At 41.2% G+C, this 18,845-nt stretch carries 14 protein-coding genes; 3 read left to right on the top strand and 11 right to left on the bottom strand.

The window, feature by feature from the left end; translation table 11 throughout:
- Positions 1-77: 77 nt before the first annotated feature.
- The 3 genes from hepC to MIC7126_RS0126400 all read right to left on the bottom strand — a co-directional run bounded on the left by hepC (position 78) and on the right by MIC7126_RS0126400 (position 4,574).
- A complete protein-coding gene (gene hepC, locus MIC7126_RS0126410; protein WP_017656143.1) occupies positions 78-833 on the bottom strand; it encodes a heterocyst development glycosyltransferase HepC in 756 nt (251 codons plus the stop codon).
- A gap of 387 nt (positions 834-1,220) precedes the next feature.
- Complete coding sequence (locus MIC7126_RS0126405; protein ID WP_017656142.1) at positions 1,221-3,449, bottom strand: GumC family protein; 2,229 nt, start codon at positions 3,447-3,449, stop codon at positions 1,221-1,223.
- Between the two features lie 48 nt (positions 3,450-3,497).
- On the bottom strand, positions 3,498-4,574 hold the full coding sequence (locus tag MIC7126_RS0126400; RefSeq protein WP_017656141.1) for a glycosyltransferase: 1,077 nt from the start codon (positions 4,572-4,574) through the stop codon (positions 3,498-3,500).
- An 862-nt stretch (positions 4,575-5,436) separates the two neighbouring features.
- Between MIC7126_RS0126400 and MIC7126_RS30930 the strand changes: the two genes are divergently transcribed.
- Positions 5,437-5,676 carry a hypothetical protein gene (locus tag MIC7126_RS30930; RefSeq protein ID WP_154656038.1) on the top strand — a complete coding sequence of 80 codons (240 nt, stop codon included), beginning with the start codon at positions 5,437-5,439 and terminating at the stop codon, positions 5,674-5,676.
- Between the two features lie 60 nt (positions 5,677-5,736).
- On the opposite strand, the gene MIC7126_RS0126390 is transcribed toward MIC7126_RS30930, so the two are convergent.
- The 8 genes from MIC7126_RS0126390 to MIC7126_RS0126355 all read right to left on the bottom strand — a co-directional run bounded on the left by MIC7126_RS0126390 (position 5,737) and on the right by MIC7126_RS0126355 (position 15,930).
- A complete protein-coding gene (locus MIC7126_RS0126390; RefSeq protein WP_017656139.1) occupies positions 5,737-7,050 on the bottom strand; it encodes an NAD(P)H-dependent oxidoreductase in 1,314 nt (437 codons plus the stop codon).
- Positions 7,051-7,266: 216 nt separating this feature from the next.
- Entirely contained in the window at positions 7,267-8,121 is an 855-nt protein-coding gene (locus tag MIC7126_RS0126385) for a phytanoyl-CoA dioxygenase family protein (RefSeq protein ID WP_017656138.1), read from the bottom strand.
- Positions 8,122-8,548: 427 nt separating this feature from the next.
- Positions 8,549-9,106 (bottom strand): dTDP-4-dehydrorhamnose 3,5-epimerase, encoded by a 558-nt coding sequence (gene rfbC / locus MIC7126_RS0126380; protein ID WP_017656137.1) that lies wholly within the window; start codon positions 9,104-9,106, stop codon positions 8,549-8,551.
- Between the two features lie 187 nt (positions 9,107-9,293).
- On the bottom strand, positions 9,294-10,370 hold the full coding sequence (gene rfbG, locus MIC7126_RS0126375) for a CDP-glucose 4,6-dehydratase (RefSeq protein ID WP_017656136.1): 1,077 nt from the start codon (positions 10,368-10,370) through the stop codon (positions 9,294-9,296).
- A 447-nt stretch (positions 10,371-10,817) separates the two neighbouring features.
- Entirely contained in the window at positions 10,818-11,591 is a 774-nt protein-coding gene (gene rfbF, locus MIC7126_RS0126370; protein WP_017656135.1) for a glucose-1-phosphate cytidylyltransferase, read from the bottom strand.
- 592 nt (positions 11,592-12,183) lie between these two features.
- A complete protein-coding gene (locus MIC7126_RS0126365) occupies positions 12,184-14,367 on the bottom strand; it encodes a tetratricopeptide repeat protein (protein ID WP_017656134.1) in 2,184 nt (727 codons plus the stop codon).
- 57 nt (positions 14,368-14,424) lie between these two features.
- Positions 14,425-15,207 carry a PP2C family serine/threonine-protein phosphatase gene (locus tag MIC7126_RS0126360; protein WP_017656133.1) on the bottom strand — a complete coding sequence of 261 codons (783 nt, stop codon included), beginning with the start codon at positions 15,205-15,207 and terminating at the stop codon, positions 14,425-14,427.
- Positions 15,208-15,255: 48 nt separating this feature from the next.
- Complete coding sequence (locus tag MIC7126_RS0126355; RefSeq protein ID WP_017656132.1) at positions 15,256-15,930, bottom strand: vWA domain-containing protein; 675 nt, start codon at positions 15,928-15,930, stop codon at positions 15,256-15,258.
- A gap of 609 nt (positions 15,931-16,539) precedes the next feature.
- Between MIC7126_RS0126355 and MIC7126_RS0126350 the strand changes: the two genes are divergently transcribed.
- The gene (locus tag MIC7126_RS0126350; protein ID WP_017656131.1) at positions 16,540-17,943 is read left to right on the top strand and encodes a response regulator; all 1,404 of its coding nucleotides are present in this window, start codon (positions 16,540-16,542) and stop codon (positions 17,941-17,943) included.
- 46 nt (positions 17,944-17,989) lie between these two features.
- Positions 17,990-18,352 carry a response regulator transcription factor gene (locus MIC7126_RS0126345; protein WP_017656130.1) on the top strand — a complete coding sequence of 121 codons (363 nt, stop codon included), beginning with the start codon at positions 17,990-17,992 and terminating at the stop codon, positions 18,350-18,352.
- Positions 18,353-18,845 lie beyond the last annotated feature (493 nt).

The following is an 18,845-nucleotide window of genomic DNA, read 5'->3' as shown; positions in this document are numbered from 1 at the left end:
GCTTGGCTAAATTGGCATGTACATTTTTCAGCTATTATCCCCGCTAGACTATTTAACTAGCTATAGTCTAGAAATCATTACATCACTTGTCCATCTAAATGGAACAACTGCGACTCTGAATCAATTTCCCAACCGCTTTTAATTCCAGGTAATTCATTTAGCTGCTTTTGTGCTACTAAACTCAACCGCACTGCATCTTCTAAAGTCCAGCAATGAGAGCTAAACAATCTCATCTCACCGCGTAATACATTTAATAATTGAGGCAAATTGTGCAATCTACGCTTACAAAGCCAACGCTCTATGAAAGTCATATTGTGAGTGCGAAACTTGATAGCGCGGAATAGTTTTCCTCTTTCCCCTACGTGCCATTCATGAGAAAAACTTGACCCTGGTGAATCAACCCGCAGCAGCAAAATTGATCCTATGATAACTGGAGTCATTACTAGCAGCAATACTAAAGCTAAAATCCAATCAAAAATTCGCTTCAACCACCATGCAACTAAGCTGATTGGTTGAGAATTTTTCTGAGAAGAAGGTATACATAAAAATATAGGCTTATGAGCTTGTTCACAAGCCACAGCCCAAAATTTCAGTCGCGTCTCACCCAATTTAGGATCAATTCTCACTAAGCTGACTGGGGAATGTTTTAAACACTCTACTAAAGATTTTTCGTCATGCAAAGCAGGTATATCAGGCTGATTAACTTGTTTAATTGACTTGACTAATAGCTGTCCCCGTCGCCACTTGAGTGTGCAATAAGCGGACTGATTTTCTTGATTTAGCTCGTTCCCGTTATAGTAATGTTCCAGGCTAGGAATTATGGAGATAGTCATATGCTTTTGAATTTATAGGTTGGTAGATTATTGCTCTGAATCTAGGGTATAAAATTTTTGAGCAATAACTATTAATAAAACTGATTCTTTATTCACTCTTTAAATACTTGATAAGTTTAAGTGTAAATTATTAAGCTGAAGTGAATAAATGTATTTAAAGCTGCTGAAAATTCATTCTGATTTTTCGCTTAAATATTTTAATATTGATTCTTGAACGCCCAAGTGATTACTTGTAATAAAATCTATTAATATCGGTTAATTTATTACAAATATCGTTAGTATTTAACTTGATATAATACATTTAAATCCTGTAGAGACGAAGCAAAAACAACGCCTCTACACCGATTTATCTGTCGCATTGCTTCAAGAAATCGCTATAACAATGCGCTATTTTTCCATAGCTTGATGTAGCGCTAACCGTTGCTGTTTCACATAGGGAACATATGTGCTTTGCGAGTTTGATACTCCATTTGCTACTACACCAATCAGGTTTAATTTGCTCAACATAGCTGTAGCTTGAGCAATCTGGCTGCGAGTGACTCTACCAATACTGGCTACCAAAAGCACACTGCGACAAGACGAAGCAGTCAGCATAGCATCAACTACACCAATTACTGATGAAGCGTCTACAAGAACTAAATCATAATTCTCCTCAAATGTGGCCATCAACTGCATCATGCGGGGAGAACTGAGAAGATTAGCCGCATCCGCAGGTATGGGGCCTGCAGTCATGATGTCGATGTAGGATGAACCTGAATATTGAATACTAATTTGATTCGGTAGGGTAGCATCACTAGCCAAGAGAGTAGAAAGCCCTTGTTCATTGGGAAGATTTAATTGTTTGTGCAAACTAGGTTCACGCAAATTCGCATCAATTAAAAGTACCCTTTTGTGCAACCTTGCAGCACTCATTGCTAGTCCTAATGCTAAAGCTGATTTACTTTCATCAGGTAGAGCAGAAGTAATCATTAAAGATTTTAAATTAGCCACTGAATGGAGCAGTTCAATGTTTTTATAAATCAAATCTAGCGATTCCCACCGGGGCGGAGATTGCAATACTTGAACTGTCCAAGGCGCCAAAACTTCAGGCTTACCAAAAGGTAGCTTGATCATTGATTCTCTGCTCTTGGCTGGTGGTAACTTGGGAGTTGTACCTAACAACGGTAATGCGGCTTGTTTCTCTAACTCAGCGGTGGTGTGGACAGCATCATCAGCAGCTTCACGAACAAAAGCCGCAATTCCTCCTAACATTAATCCCACCACTGCACCCAAGAGCAGGTTCTGCTTGAGATTAGGGCCTAACAAGAAACCTCTTTGGGGTTCTTCGACAACTTCCCAATTAAATCCGCCTTTGGATAATTCTTGCCTTAATTGTTGCTCTGCTCGCAACAGTTGCTCTAACCTTTCGCGGCTAAATTTTAACTGTGGGAGGATGCGATTGTAATAGGCTAATAAAGGTGGAAAACGTTTGATTTCAAAGCGTAATTCGCTTTCTTTTTGAGCTAGAGTTTGGTCGCGTGCGGTGAGAGCAACTATAGTTGTTTGGGTTTCTACTAATTGACCGGCAAGATTGAGGTCAATTTCACCAAATTGTCCTTGTTCGAGGAGAGTTTCTCCAAAGGCTACATTGTCATTAGACTCACCACCGAGAGTCCTACCTACTTCTTGTTGCAATAACTCCTTTTGTCCTGCGAGTTGGTCTTTGAGTTTTTGCACGCTTGGTGTTTCGTCGGTGAAGCGCAAGCGTTCTTGTCCCAAAGCCAATTCTGTTTTTTGGATTTCGTTGAGTAACCCTTGGTAGCGAGTTGATTGACTCAAACGAGAAGCGACGAGGGCGTTTTGTGGGGAACGGTTCAGCTGCTCTTGTAGTGATTTTTGACGGGCTATGGCTTCTTCGTATTGCGATCGCGTTGTTCGTCTTTCTTGTTCAATATTATTTAAAGCCGTCTCTAAAGCTTTGGCTTGAGAATCCGGATCAATCAGATTCTGATTGCGCTGAAACCTCTGCAAATTAGTTTCGGAAGCATTAACTTCATCACTAGCTTTTCTTAACTGCTCCCTAATTACTTGCAGACCTTTTTGTAATCGTGAATCTTGCTGCTGTTTATTGTATTCCACATACACTTCTCGAATCGCCGCCAAAACTTTTTGCGTCTTCTCCGGGTCGTGACCAGTAAATTCCGCTTGGAAAATTTTAGTAGCGACGTTATCTTCTTTGGTTTTAATTTGATTTAAGGATAAAGCACCTTTAATTTGAGCTATGGTGATATCCGGATATTCTGGCCGGAGTTTATCAACCGCTTTCTGAATCAGCGTAGAACTCTGCATTAAGTTCAGTTGAGTTCCCGCGTCGATTTGAATATTAGTTTCCGTAAACTGATTTCCTGCTTCAGCTGTTCCTGGCTTCACTTGATAGTTAGGCTCTACCAGCAGCTGCATTGTACTTTTGTAGGTAGGCTTGGTCTTAGTTGTAATTAAACCTGCAAAGGTAACGGAAGTCAAAAATACAAGTAAGAACCAAGGAAATCTGCGTAAAAATACCGCAAACATTTGTCCATAACCCGCTTCTGTATCGGGAGCCGGATTTAGACTGGGATGAATACTAGTTTGAACCACTTTTGTTATCCTTCGCCTCACAAATCACACAAATCATTGATGCTCTCACTAAGCTGGGCTAATAATTGCTTCCACTTTGTTAAAAAATGCTGCTTCGGAAAAATTAGTCACTGCGTGATTACGGATATTTGCATAGTCCCAATTGATGGCTTGAGCTTCTAGTAATGCGGTATGCAGAGATTCGGGTGTTTGTCTCTTAAAAAAGACTCCGGTTTTTTGAGGTATCTGAGTATCTAATACTCCACCCGCTCCGTAGGCGATGACTGGTGTACCGCTCGCATTCGCTTCTACTGGAACTAATCCATAATCTTCTAAAGCGGCGACGATGACCGATTTAGCTTTAGAAAATAAGTTTTTGCGTTGGCTATCACTCACATGTCCTAAGAACTCAATATTATCTAAAGCTTTGGCTTTTAATCTTTCTTGTTCTGGGCCATCACCTGATATTAATAAATGCCACCCTAACCAATTAAATGCTTCAATAATTATGTCTAAACGCTTGTAGCTAATCATCCGCGCTGACGCTAAGTAATATTCCTCTTTGATATCAGAAAAAACAAAGTTACTGGTATCAATAGGATAATTAACGACGATCGCATTTTTTCGATAAATATTTTGAATCCTTCGCGCCACAATGCTGGAGTTAGCGATGTACAAATCCGGTTCCTGAGCATATTTCAGGTCTATGTTCCGCATCACTTGGAAGATTTTTTCGATTAAGGGCGCAAAATATCGATAGTCTCCATACTCCCGCAGATAGGTTTGTGTGTCCCACAAGAAACGAGTGACGTTATGACAAAAGCAGATGTGGCGAGCGTTGGGGCGTTTTCGTACTGCTTTAGCAAAGCTAGTACTACTGCTGATAATCAAGTCATATTCTTGCAAATCTAGGGCGCGAAAGGCGGGAAAATAAAAGGGCGCCATCAATCGAAAATGCTTGGCTGCGCCGGGAATTTTTTGCAAGTAAGTAGTTTTGACTACACGCGAGCTAATATCAATAGTTTTTTGCGGATCATATATAGAAGTGAATATGTCCGCTTCTGGGTAGCGCTTACAAAGTAATTCAAACACGCGCTCCGCCCCTCCGCGCTGGGTTAAATAATCATGGACTAGAGCAATTTTCATAAATAAAGAAAGCGTGGTTGTACGATGTATAGAGACGTGGCAAAAGCAACGTCTCTACGAATTTTATCAATGGGCAAATAATGATATTTGTGAATGCCCAAATTATTTTATTTCAACTCTATTACTCCCTTGTTGTTTTCACATTATCTAGTTTGTAATCAGGACTTAAATACTGTTCTTATTTAAGAATTAGAGCTTGAACTTTGACTACGAACCCATGTAAGCAGATAAGTAATATCAAATTGGAGTAGCAGGAAATCGTCTCAAAATCAGATGAATGCAACCAAAAGTTTCTCAATGGATATACTCACCGAGTTTACTCAAACTACAAAACATCTTAGAGGATGTTTTAAAAGTCATGATTGATGTATCAAATATTTTTACCCCACCCTAACCCTCCCCTTATAAAGGGGAGGGAACCGGATTTTTCTTGTTTCCCCCCTTTATAAGGGGGGACTAAGGGGGGTAACAACGTAATTAAAATCACAGCCAATCACTTTGAAAACAACCTCTTATAATTCCTCAAACGTCTGTTGACATTGCAACATCACTCAACGTTTCAGTCTCTTTTGTCATTAAATTGCCGTAAACCTACGAGAAACGACGATTTACACTTGGTATGTTCTTAATTGGAGCTAGTGAATCGACAACTACATTTCTCAAGTTTTTGCTCGTACAGCCTGATAACTCACAACCGTGCATTGTGACGAATCACAATCAGTGAGTTAATCGTATCAGTCAGGAAAAATCTGCTCAAAGGGAAGCGGTCAGTTACTGGAATCTCGTTTGCACCCTATGTTTTTGCACAAGACAGTTGGCAGTGTTTTGATTATAAATATAGCACTCTGTTCATTAGTTTTACATGTTATGCAAATTCTTTGCTATCGTCAAGTATCTTGAGAACTTAACTATTTACCAGCAGTTAAAGCAGCCAGTATTTATTAACTCTCGTTACGAACTTTTGATGAATAACGTGGATATGTTAGTGTACTATATTTTGGAGATTTTCAACCTCTACCTGAAAGAACAAATTACCTGGGCTTTGCCAGGTAATGAGGAAAATTGGTTAATCAAAGGTGTTGATTTTTGTTTAGACAATTAACGCTTCATGTAGCCACACATCAAATAAATACCTACTACTAATGTGCGTCAAACTAATATTTTATCCAACTGCTGCTAAGGTTTTTTCAGCAGCAAAATAAGCGTTTTGTTCAGCTCGTAGTTGATCGCAAAGTCTGCCTATTGGTAACTCCACATCATCATAAGTTAAGACTCTATCTCTGGGAATATCTCTCTTCAGACGACATCCCTCAGCTAGACCAATTGGCAGCAGGTTTTGTTCCTGAACGATCGCTGAATTTTCACATTGCCCGTAGGTCATGTAGTAACCAATACCATCTAGAGTTTCCCCAGCTTTCAGGTCGATTTTCGCGGTGGTAATCACATCGACGACGGGGCCTCGGAGGGGCGCAAGAACAACATCTTGGAATAAGACAACCCGCGCTACAGACAAGGGAACTTCAAAATGGCAGAGGTGATAAGGTGTATAGAAGCTGTAAAGTGGGCCTTCACCTAGTTTGTATAGGTCGAGGAATTTACGCTGTTTGGGGTCGTCGTGAGTCCCAAAAACGAAAACGCCAGGGCTGGGTTTGGCACCAACTACATAATCAACGATACCGCCCAGTTCTTTGAGATAATCAACATCATACATTTTGGTCATTTCGTCCACATGACCTGTAAAGTTGTATCCGAGCATCCCCCGCTTGGCAACTTTCATCCCTGTAGCATTAGCGACAATCGCCTGCTCAAAGGAAATTTTTGTCCCATCAGCAAAGCTTGTCACCATGTGTGCTTTTTGACCCCAACGTTTAGCAAATCCTTCTTGGGTGGTGGGGTTGCGGTATGGGTCTTGCAGACCTTTGATGTTACCGCACAGTAGGGGGGTGAGTCCGATACTTTTCACGTAGCGATACAGGTTCATTTCTACCCCTGGCTGGTCGCCATCGCAAGCGGTGAGGATGACGCCTGCTTTGTCTGCGTAGACTTTGAGGATGGGGCCGATGGTGGCGTCTAGTTCGGCATTCATTAATACTACATGTTTGCGGTTGGCGATCGCTTCCATGACGATATGAGCGCCAAATTCTACCGCACCGGTAACTTCAACTAAAGCGTCGATTCCCTCAGCGCGACACAGTAACTCGGCGTCTTCGGTGACTGCATATTTACCCTGAGTGATCGCGGCTTCTAATTCGCTAACACTGGTAACAACTTTGACATCCTCAATTCCTGCTTCTGCATAAGCTGTTTTCCCAGCGTCAATGTTGCGGCTGAAGATAGCGACTAACTCCATCCCCGGTACAGAATTAATAATTTGATTGGCGATTCCTTTTCCCATAGCACCAGCGCCAATCATCCCTACTTTCACGGGATTATTTGCTGCAGCACGGGCTTGTAAGGCACTATCAATAATAATCATGGGTGAGATTCCTTTTTTGGCTGTTTGTTGTTAGCGATCGCTATTTTTTTTATTTACTGAGAATAAATTAATCCCATCATCATCAATTATCAATTTCTCTTTCTCATTTACACCCTGACGCTAATTTTCCCTGACAAATAATTGATGAATTTAACTCACGGTAGAGATAATTTGCTTCTCACTTATCCTCAGTATGACACGACTACCTAAGTTTATTTACACAATAGATGTGCCAATTTTCACAGCATCTGCTGCTTGATTTAAATTTGGTCGAGGATAAGTATCATCCCAGTAGTGAGTGCAAAGTCTGGGGTTTTTGGGAGGGTTAGCGGTGTAGACAAAAAACAGCGTTGATCGTTCTTCGGTGCGGAGGGTGCCATGATGTAAGAGTCTTCTCGTATCAGCCAAAATCACCGTACCTGCGGCACCAGGACAAGATTTCCAAGCAGATTTAGGCACAATTTGATTAAGGGTTTCATCATCGATTCCCCCTGAATTATGAATCTTGTGGTGAATGCGATAATGACTCAATTGATGAATGGCAGTATGAGATAAAGGCACATATTCAAAAGGCCCATGTTTTTCTTCTACATCATTTAAATAAACGATAATTTTCAGAACTCGGCGGTCTTCTACATCCCGATGCCAAAGAAGTGTGGCGAACTGATCAACACTAGCAAAATCTTTGCGTAGGTGTACACCATGATAGGCAATGGGAAGACCAATATAATTGTGAATGATATTAGTCAGTCTTGGCTCACTGCCCCAATTAGCAAATGCTGGTAAGTCCGTAACTATGAAAATTTCCGGGGGGTTTTGGAGGTTTTTGTCGTAATTTTCCGTCCCCATAGTTGGTAATAAACTGTGAGCAGCATTTAGGAGTTGTGATGTAGAGGGTAGTCCTAAATCCGCGAGGTTAGTGATGTAAATACCGTCATTTTTCAGAGCCGTCACAATTGAGCGATCGCCTGCTGTCAGCGCAGGTAAATTCTTAGCATTTTGCCACCGCGCCATTCTATAATCTAGCTCTGATTTTAGGTACAAACCTTTATCTTTAATAGTAGTCAACATGATATCAATCTACTTTGAATTTGTTGTTGTTAGTCAATATTCTCCTAACTATCTTTTGTCACTTCGTATCGTTTGAGCAGACACTGCATCGATTTCTGCTGATTACAATACTGATCAAGCTATCAAGAAAATTAGTTAAATAGAGAAAAATTAGGGACTAGAGATTAGGGTTTAGTTCGGTAGGGTGCGTTACGGACTTTAGTAATAGATTTCGTATATTTCGTAGGTTGGGTGAAGTGTAACGCAACCCAACACCCAGATCCTAGGGGTTAGGGATTAGGGGTTAGTTCGGTAGGGTGCGTTAGGACTAAAGTCCTAACGCACCGCAAATATTTGGAGGTACGTTACGCTGGCTATTCCCTAGCCTCTAGTCCCTCACCCCTTTTTTCCCAGCAGGTCTATATAAATCGCAGATTAATTTCTCTCTTTATCTGCTTTCTGCTTCCCCTACCATCATCATTCGCAGCAAAGGCCAGTTAGCATCTTTTTCCGAAATGTCCGAAACTTCTAAAGGCCAATCAATATTAAAAGAAGGGTCATCATAACGCAAACCCCGCTCATAACCCGGCGTGTAAAACTCACTCACTTGATATACAACTTCACTATCATCTGTGAGTGTTTGATAACCGTGGGCAAACATTGCCGGCACATATAAAGCGCGGTAATTATCTGGTGTCAGTTCCACACCAATATGTGATAAAAAAGTCGGAGATTCAGGGCGCATATCAATAATTACATCATAAATCGCGCCTTTAGTACAGCGAACTAATTTAGTTTCTGTAGCAGGAGCAATTTGATAATGCATTCCCCTCACAGTACCTTTTTTATGGTTAAAAGACAAGTTACATTGAGCTACTGTTGGCTTTAAACCGTGGGCAGCAAATTCTTGCGCGCAGAAAGTCCGAGCAAAAAAACCACGATGATCTGGTTTTTGTTCTAATTCGATCATGAAAGCATCATTCAGTGCAGTTTCGGTAAAAATCATAGGGAACTGAAGATAGATTTTGTAAGTTAAACAATTTTGGATTTCGGACTTTAGATTGAACCTGACATTAATGTTATTTTTGCCATCAAGAATTTCAGATTTGTGTCATGAATTAATTCATTTAATTTCCGATTTTTTTAAATTTTCAATCTTGAATCTTCAATCTAAAAATCTGAGCAGGTGACAACTAAATATTTGCCAGTTGCATAAACTGCTGAATTTGCGATTGAGTTTTCTGCTTCATATCACAACCTTGATGCCATGCTTTAGTCCAATCCACAATCCAAGCCAAAGCTGTTGACAAGTCTAATCTGGGTTCCCAGCCCAGCTTAGTCCGAGCTTTTGAGCAATCCAAGGTTAAAAGATTAGCCTCGTGGGGTTGAATGCTACCATCTTGAACCCAGCTAGCGTCCTCACCCCAAAGCTGCTGGAGATGCTCCACTATCCAAGCTACTGTTTTCACTCCAGACTCATTCGGCCCAAAGTTCCAGCCGCCACCATACACATAACCCTGGGTAAATAATTTCTCAGCTATTACTAAGTAACCATTTAGCGGTTCCAAAACATGTTGCCAAGGACGAACAGCTTGGGGGTTTCTAATAACTACTTCTTTTCCGGTCAGCCAAGAATTGAGAATATCAGGAACTAAACGGTCTTTCGCCCAATCGCCGCCGCCAATCACATTTCCAGCGCGCACAGAAGCCATAGCTACGCCATGTTGAGCATAATCAGCGGGATTGAAGAAAGAGTGACCATAAGCTGCAGCGACTAACTCAGCACAGCCTTTACTGTTGCTGTAAGGGTCTTTTCCTCCCATCGGGTCATTTTCTCGGTAGCCCCAAACCCACTCTCGATTCTCGTAACACTTATCAGATGTGACTGTGACAACTGCTCTAATGCTGGATACATACCTGACTGCTTCGAGTACATTCACTGTCCCCATGACATTAACTGCATAGGTATCAACTGGATTGATGTAAGATTCACGTACCAAAGCTTGAGCTGCCATGTGGATGACGATATCTGGCTGGAAACTCTGCATCGCCTGCTTGAGGGCGTCTAAGTCTCTGATATCTCCCACTACTGATGTCATCCCGTCAGCAATATGGGCTAGCTCAAATAGATTCACAGATGTTGGCGGCGTCAAAGAATAACCAAACACCTCAGCACCTAGTATTTGTAGCCACACAGACAACCAACTACCTTTAAAGCCCGTGTGTCCTGTAACAAAAACTTTTTTACCACTCCAAAAATTCGCTTCCATTCCCAAACCTTTTACTTTGCTTGACCAAAATATCAATCATGGATAAATGCTTTGTGGCTGTTGATTAGACATAACCTCAAGCTTATGGAATCACAGCACCACTGAGCCGTTTTCACTCAATTTATAACAGTAAGACGATGTACTTTTTTGACTACCGATTTTGCACAGAAACGAAAACTGTTAGCTTGGTTGGTTATGCACGGGCGCTTAATTGCTAACTGATTGTTTACTGGTTGCTGCTCATACTTGCACATAGGTGTCGATGCACGCCTTAGAGATGATTTATAAAGTAAAGCTTAAATGGTAGGGTGCGTTACGGCAATTTATACTGTCGCTGATATTCAAATCCTGACACTGCCGTAAGACATCAGACTTAATATTTACTTTATGCTTTCATTCCTAACTTAATATTCTGCAAAGTCTATTTTTTAGGCAAAAAATATTTGCTTACCAAACCTTCCAAGGAGCTTTATCGTTTTTCCATAAGTCTTCAAGGTAGTTTTTATCTCTCAATGTATCCATTGGTTGCCAAAAACCACTATGTTTGAAAGCTGATAATTTTTCCATGTTAGCAAGCTTTTCTAATGGCTCTTGCTCCCAAACAGTGGAGTTATCAGTAATTAAGTCAATAACTTCAGGCTCTAGAACAAAATAACCACCATTAATCCAAGCGCCATCACCTTCTGGCTTTTCTTTAAAGCTCGTAATTTTAGTCTGCTCTTGTCCCAGAGAAATTGCGCCAAAACGCCCTGCTGGTTGGACTGCGGTTAGTGTTGCTAATGTCTTTTGTTCTTTGTGAAACTTAATTAGTTCTGTGATGTTAACGTCGCTGACCCCATCACCATAGGTGAAGCAAAAAGTGTCGTTACCAATATGCTCTCTGACTAGCTTTAAACGTCCGCCCGTCATGGAATTATCACCTGTATTTACTAAGGTGACACGCCAAGGTTCAGCGTAGCCAGAATGCACATTCATTTGGTTAAATCGCATGTCAAAAGTAACGTCTGACATGTGTAAAAAATAGCTTGCAAAATATTCTTTAATGATGTATCCTTTGTATCCGCAGCAAATAATGAATTCATTAATTCCGTGGGCAGAATAAATCTTCATGATATGCCACAGAATTGGCCTCCCACCAACCTCTACCATCGGCTTGGGTTTGATACTAGTTTCTTCGCTTAGACGGGTACCAAGACCTCCAGCCAAAATCACTGCTTTCATGTAATTACCTCAAAGATTTGCAGCTAAATCAGTATTTATTTTACGTTTTTGTGCTGAAGCTGTTGCATGTGGAAACCAGGAAATTGAAATTATTCGTTTTCTATTTTTCCACGTAAATAATCTAGCGAGATTTTGCTGATTTTTTATAAAGTATAGGTAAAAATAAGTCTTTTCTATGTGAAAGCTTTATAAATATCTGCGGTAATTACAGAGGTCTTGTTAATCAATCGCCACAATACGGGTGGGAAAATTGGGCATTCCTTCGGCTTACTTCGACTTCGCTCAGTACAAGTCGCTCAGGGTAAGTAACGCCATGTCTAAAAACTCCATCCCGCAAGTGGGGTGGAGTTTTTCATCAGTCTAAGGATGTTTGAAAAGTCTTTCGTGATGTATCAAATATTTTTTACCCCACCCTAACCCTCACGCCACTTTCCTCAACGGGGGGAACCCCCGCACGGAAGTGGCTCCCCTTGTAAAGGGGAGGGAACCGGATTTTTCTTGTTTCCCCCCTTTATAAGGGGGGATTAAGGGGGGTAATGATGTGATTAGAATCACAGCCAACCACTTTTCAAACAACCTCTAAGGATGTTTATCAGTTGATTTTGTTTGCTGAATCGACAATACCTGTGCTTTGGAATAAAGTATCACATTTATTTTCGACGATGACGCAAATACTGCTGACTGCTTGTTGGTAACTGTCCATATCGTCTTTCTCTAGGGAAATTTTCGCTGATGTCTGTAAATCATCGATCGCTTTTAAGCGATTGATTTCAGAGTCTCTACCCCCGTATTGTGCGAGTTCATAGCGGACTATACCGCGTTTGAGGTAGGCTTTTGCGAGTTTGGCATTGATAGCTAAAGCTCGATTAAAATCAGCGATCGCCTGTTTATATTCATAGGTATAATCACTGCTGTATTGAGCTATTTGCGAATAAACCACGCCGCGTTGAAAGAAAGCTTCTGCTTTCGAGGCGTTGAGTTTAATCGCATTAGTGAAATCCTCTAGCGCTTGGCGATAATCTCTTTGAGAATCACCGCTATATTTAGCGATTTGAGAGCGGACAATCCCGCGTCTAATGTAAGCTTCCACTTCTTTACTATCAAGGCGCAAAGCACTATTAAAATCAGCAAGCGCCTGACTATATTCTCGATCAGGGTCATTGCTTAATTCAGCCAGAGCATACCGAGCGTTACCTCGATTCACAAGAGCTTTAACTTCTGCCGGATTAATCTTTAAAGCTTCAGTATAGTCGAGCAATGCGCCCTCATAGTCTTTCAAATTGTAGCGGGCATTGCCGCGATTGACACGGGCTTTGGGGTGGTTTGGTTCTTGGGCGATCGCTTGGCTAAAGTTATCAATTGCTTGTTGATATTCTTTGATTTTGTAAGCTGCATGACCTTGTTTATAATAATCAGCAAAATTGCGAGCCTTATCCTGATTGGGTTGATGAGACATCAGGGTTTGCTGAGTGTAGGTATTTTGGCTGACAAACGGGCGAGTAAATTTTACCATCATATCCAAGTAGCCCAACATCCCAAAACCTAGCAAGCACAAAGCTGCGGGGTAAATCCTCCGCTTTTTGGATGGTTGATGAGTGACAGAAGTTTGGGTAAATATCGGTTGCCAATGATTAGACGATTGTAATGAATTTACCGGATATGGCAAGCGTGGGGTTTGGGTATGGTTTCTTTTAACTCTGGCTCGCGGTTTGAGATGTTCTTTAGCAGCGATCGCTTTTGGTGAAGGAAATGGATCTCGTCCACCCAAGCGCACACTGCGTTCGCACCAAGGACAGGTTTCTAGGTGAGAGTTGTAGTGGTGCTGGGGATTGACAGCACAAGTGATTAAGCTGTCTTCAGCCTCAGCTATTGCTGACAACCAACTTTGGGCGCTAGGGCGCAGTTGGGGATTAAAATGACCATCCTCAAAACAACAAACAAACAGTTGCTGTAAACTAGGATGGAGAATTTCCCAAGCTGGTGCGATCGGTGTAGGCAAATAAGGTACTTGCCGTTTTTTACTATAAGTAAAATGCCCTGCAGATATCCGGACTTCATAAGTTGGTGGTTCCCCAGAGCCTTGAAAAATCCCGGAAAATGGATGAGTACCTTCCATTAACAGTTGAAATATCAGTACTCCCAACCCGAATAAATCGTGGTAAACTTCGCGATCGTACTGAGCAAAAATTTTATTTTGTAGTTCCGGTGGCGTAAACTCTGGCTTACCCACCGGACAACGGTAAACAACATCGCTATCTGGATCGTTAACCTGAAATGAGTCTGTGTCTACTAAGGTGACTAGCGCCGTATCACTGACCAATATATTCGATTCATTGACATCACCAATACAATAACCACTCGCATGTAAAGCCGCAAAAGCCGCAGCCAAATTACGCGCCGTGCGGAGCAGATATTGATAATTGAATAAAGGGCAATGTTCGCGGCGGGTTCTGGGATTATAAAAATCAATGATGGGACGCATTCCCCGAATGCGCGGCATTAAAAAGCCTACAATCGCATCACCGCCATCTGCATTTAGTAGTATATCTTGCGGCCAAGCAATGGAAATATGACCCAAATTAGCCGTAGGATTTTCTGGGGGATTAGCCAGCATTGCCTGAAGTTTATGGGCATGGGCAATGGTTGCTTTGTGATAAACTTTCGCTACTAAATTGCCATCAGATGGCACTGCATAGATACAAGCTTCACCACCACGCCCTAAACTGACGCTGAGGTTGAGAATTTCTTGCTTGGGAAGACAACGTAGTACCTGCATGATAGAGTTACGATTAACGGGGTTTGTTTAAAGAGCTGAACTAGCTAAAAGCATTGCTCATCGTTCGCTGAATGCAGCTATGATGAGCGTCAAATCATCATCAGTACGTTGCGTAATCCGATCAGAGCGTAAAAACCTCACCAAATGTTCCTTCGCCACCGACTTATCGTCTGTATTAGCTACAAATTCAAATAAAGGAAAAAAGAACGGCTTGTGAGGTTCGCTGACAACCATATTCAAAGCCAGCATTTGTAGTCCATCGGTAAGCACACCAACATTGACTATGGTTTCACGCCACAATCTCATTTGCGCTGCTGCTAATGCACCTGGAGAAGTCAAAAAAGTGGTTTCATTGATGTACTCGCCATTATCCGGCATGGTTAATGCCAGTAAATTACCTGTACTATCCTTCGCCACCGCCATACCGTCGCCAATCTGTGCCACAGCCACAAATTCTGGTGTGGCTACCATCACAATTAAGGTAGTTGCTAAATCTTGAGGCTGTTTCTGACAAGCACCCGCTTCCTCTTCTACCGCTTTTTTGGCGGCTAACATCGCCTCAGTTAACAATGATTGCACAGTGGCATCATCCGCCAGAGCATCTCTGGTAATTTCCTTGAGAGAAATGTTTTCTATGGCTGTTTCCACAGCCACCATTGCTCCCACTTTTCCCTGACTGGCAGAACCTGCACCATCAGCAGCCGCTGCTACTAGTATATTATCTGGCAATATTTGCCAGTGATGAGCATCCTGACACAGCTGGTTGTTTTTCAAGTGGCTTGTGCCACATACAGATGCGGCTAAAACATGCCATTGCGGAATCTGTTTGGATGTGTTCATAGATTTGTTTCAACAGCTAGCTGTGTGGGTATCAAGCTGCATTATTGATTAAATACTGCCCCAGCCAATAGGAGGTAAAGCCACTTGTTCATCTACCTGTGAGTGGGAAACTGCTGACATGCTAGCTGAGAGCCAGACAAACATCTCGATAAAGTTTAGTCCTTTCAGTTTCAGGGGAGTACGCACAGCTATTTGATGGAGGCGGGTCATGTTAGCATTTTCTACACCAACTGTAAAAAAGGCTACACGTTTATTATTTTCATCTCCTTGCAGACGCTGTGATGCCTGTTCTACGACATGTTCTAGCTCACCTTGCGGTTCTCCATCGGTAATCATGAATACCCAAGGCCGATAATAAGCAATACCGTTGGCACGATATTGAGACTTGCGCTCCTGAATAATATCTAGAGCTTTATGAATTCCTGCACCCATCGTCGTTAGCCCCTGTGCTGTCAGGATGGGCGGGTTAAATAAATCAGCCGTCACGAAGTCTTGGACTACGTTGACATTGGTGTCAAAGGTGACGATCGCTACTTCTACCCGCCTAGCCGCCAGGGAATTTTTCACTAATTCGTCTTTTAAACTCAGCAATCCCTGATTTAAAGCTTCTATGGCTTCCCCTTGCATGGAGCCTGATGTATCCAGTAATAACACACAAGGACACCGTGGTTCTGGGTTCTCAGCAAACTCCACAACTTCATCAAGTCTTAATGTATCAGTCATAACGTTTTGTGTTATGTTATAATCCAAAGCTTTCTTCCTTTTTCAAAGTACATAGTTATAGTCCGCAATGCCAACACGATTATATGTATGGCTACTGCTATTAGATGGTTCGATCTTTATTAAACTGATTGTTCTCATCAAATTCTCTACACATTTGGGAAAGTTTTCATCAGGGACTCGTTGAGTACAGGGGTAAACTAGCAGAGGTTGATATCACCTTTATACTAGTACATCTACCGAGAAAGATATAGAGCATCACTAGAATACAATAAACACTTACGTCTGCGTACGAAATAAATTAAAGATTCTGTGTAGAAAAGTCGATTTTTATATAAAACAAATAAATCAAAGCCAGAAAATTTACCATTATCAGTATACCTCTGTAAACATAAATACTGTAAATCCAGATACTAGAAAAATACTTAGTTTCAGTATATTGCAGGAAGTGTTACAACCTAGCTATGTAGTCAATTTCACAATTCACCAGACATATAGATGTATTCATGAATAATTTGCTTTTAGAGAAATAAGTAACCTCAAAAACTACTTGAATATCACTATTTCAGCTTTACCTTGATTCCGTTTGATTCCCCGGAAAACTAGAAAATTATGAACATTGTCGGCACATTTACTAAGCTAAATCCCCAGAGTTTATTAAGACACTTAGCGGATAGTACTGACAGTACTTGTCTGCAAATATTCAGCAACTCAGTTTCTTGGTTAATATACCTAGAACAAGGGAAAATTACTTATGCCACTCACTCAATTGAACCTTTTGACAGACTAGAACGCCATTTACGGCGCTTAAGTCATCAAGTCCCCCTACTTACCAACGAAATTCGAGTCCAACTACGCTTAATGTTTGAGCCTGACTCACTTTCGCAATCTACAGAACAAAGTCTAGATGAAAATTACCAACCTCCTGAATATCAAGCTATTTACTGGCTAGTCAGCCAACAACATTTGCATTCTACGCAGGCTGCAGTGCTGATTCAGGAATTGGTCAAAGAAGTTATCGAATCATTTTTGTTAATTAATGCAGGTATTTATCAATTAAGTGATGCAACTAATAGAGTGCCAAGAATTTGCAGGCTCGACGCTGAAAAAATTTTAGAACGCTGTCAAGCCAGATTGGAGAGTTGGCAATCTTTAGCGCCACAAATTTCTTCTCCTTACCAGCGTCCCCACCTGTTAATTACTAGCTCACTCCAGAAAAAAAATCTCCCAGAACTCCAACCAAGTTTAACTGACTGGATGAAGGGTTTTAGCTTGCGTCATTTGGCTGTAATTATGAATCAAGATGAAATTCAACTGGCACGCAACTTATCTCCTTATATCCTCAAGGGAGGAATTATCTTGCATGAACCAGATCCCCCATTTGACCAATTGCCAAAAACCTTTAAAGATGCATCATTATCCCCTCATTACATCACAGAACTAGTTGAACAAGAATTAACCGGAGAGATAGACCGACCGCACAGCACAGCCACGAACCCTTTACAAAAAATTTCCCAAGAAAATATAGCCACAATTCAGCAATTAGCACAGGTTGCAGCTCCGCCCACAAATAAAGTTCAAGAATTAACAATAAAAAATAACATAACCCCAGGGCCAAAAAGAGTAACCACTGCTACGGCGACCGCCAAAAAAACCTACAAAATTGTTTCTGTAGACGACAGTCCGACAATTCTCAAAGAAATTAGCCGATTTTTAGAGGATGAAAATTTCTCGGTGATTACTATTGATGATCCACTCAAAGCAGTAATGTCAATTATTAGGCATAAACCAGATTTGATATTACTAGACTTAAATATGGCAGGTATAGATGGTTATGAACTGTGTCGGATTGTCCGCAATAATTCTCTGTTTAAAAATACGCCCATTATCTTCGTAACCGGAAATAAAGGACTTGTAGATAAAGTCAAAGCTAGACTAGTAGGGGCATCGGGTTATCTCACTAAACCTTTTACTCGTGCCGAATTACTGAAGATAGTCTTTATGCATTTGGCTTAATTCCTCACCAAGTACACTTAGTTAAAAATAATGAAGGAAAATTAAGATGTCTACAGTTTTAGTTGTTGAAGATACTCCTTCTCAGTTGGAATTAATTAACAATTTTTTGTTAGAAAATGGACACAAAGTCATCAAAGCTTATGATGCTAAAGATGGTTTAGACAAAGCAGTTGCACAGCCACCAGATGTCATCATCACAGATGTAGTCATGCCGGGAATGAGTGGTTTTGAATTCTGTCGTCAACTCAAAAAAAATCCGTTAACTGAAAAAGTACCAATTATCATTTGTAGCTCCAAAAATCAAGAAATTGACCGAATTTGGGGCATGAAACAAGGCGCTGATGCTTATATAACTAAGCCTTTTACTAAACAAGAATTACTGCGGGCTTTGCAATCAGTTGTTGATTAATATATGGGCATGGGGTATTAGTTATTTCTCCCCACAACCCCTCATCCCCCTATTCCCTGCTATTTCAACAATGACTAACACCCTTTATAATCACGATCTTTTGTTGTGGATTGAGCAAAACATTTCGTAGGGCACAGCAGTGCTGTGCCCTCAACAGCACTCAAAGTCATACGGCGATTCCTATTAGGAAACTGTACAGCATGATATCGCCCTTGTGTCAGGGCACGGCAGTGCCGTGCCCCTACGGTTGTACTTATGTCAACGAGAATCGCTGTCAAATTTTGAACCTATCTGGATACAGAGAATAGACCAGCGACATGCTCAAAAAAGATTATTTGAGACTTGGCAAGCGCGAATGGCATTATTAGAAGCACTTTCACTGTTAAAGTGAAGGTTATCTGATAAATTTTAAATAGCAAAACTAAAGGAGTACTTTTGTACTCTTTTTCTGCATTTAAAATTAGGAAACACCAATTCGGGAAAATTGACACAC

Origin of the sequence: Fortiea contorta PCC 7126 (assembly GCF_000332295.1) — a bacterium.
GTDB classification, from domain to species: Bacteria; Cyanobacteriota; Cyanobacteriia; order Cyanobacteriales; family Nostocaceae; genus Fortiea; species Fortiea contorta.
The sequence above is the reverse complement of the archived record's forward strand: the minus strand, read 5'-3'. Positions and strand labels throughout refer to the sequence as shown.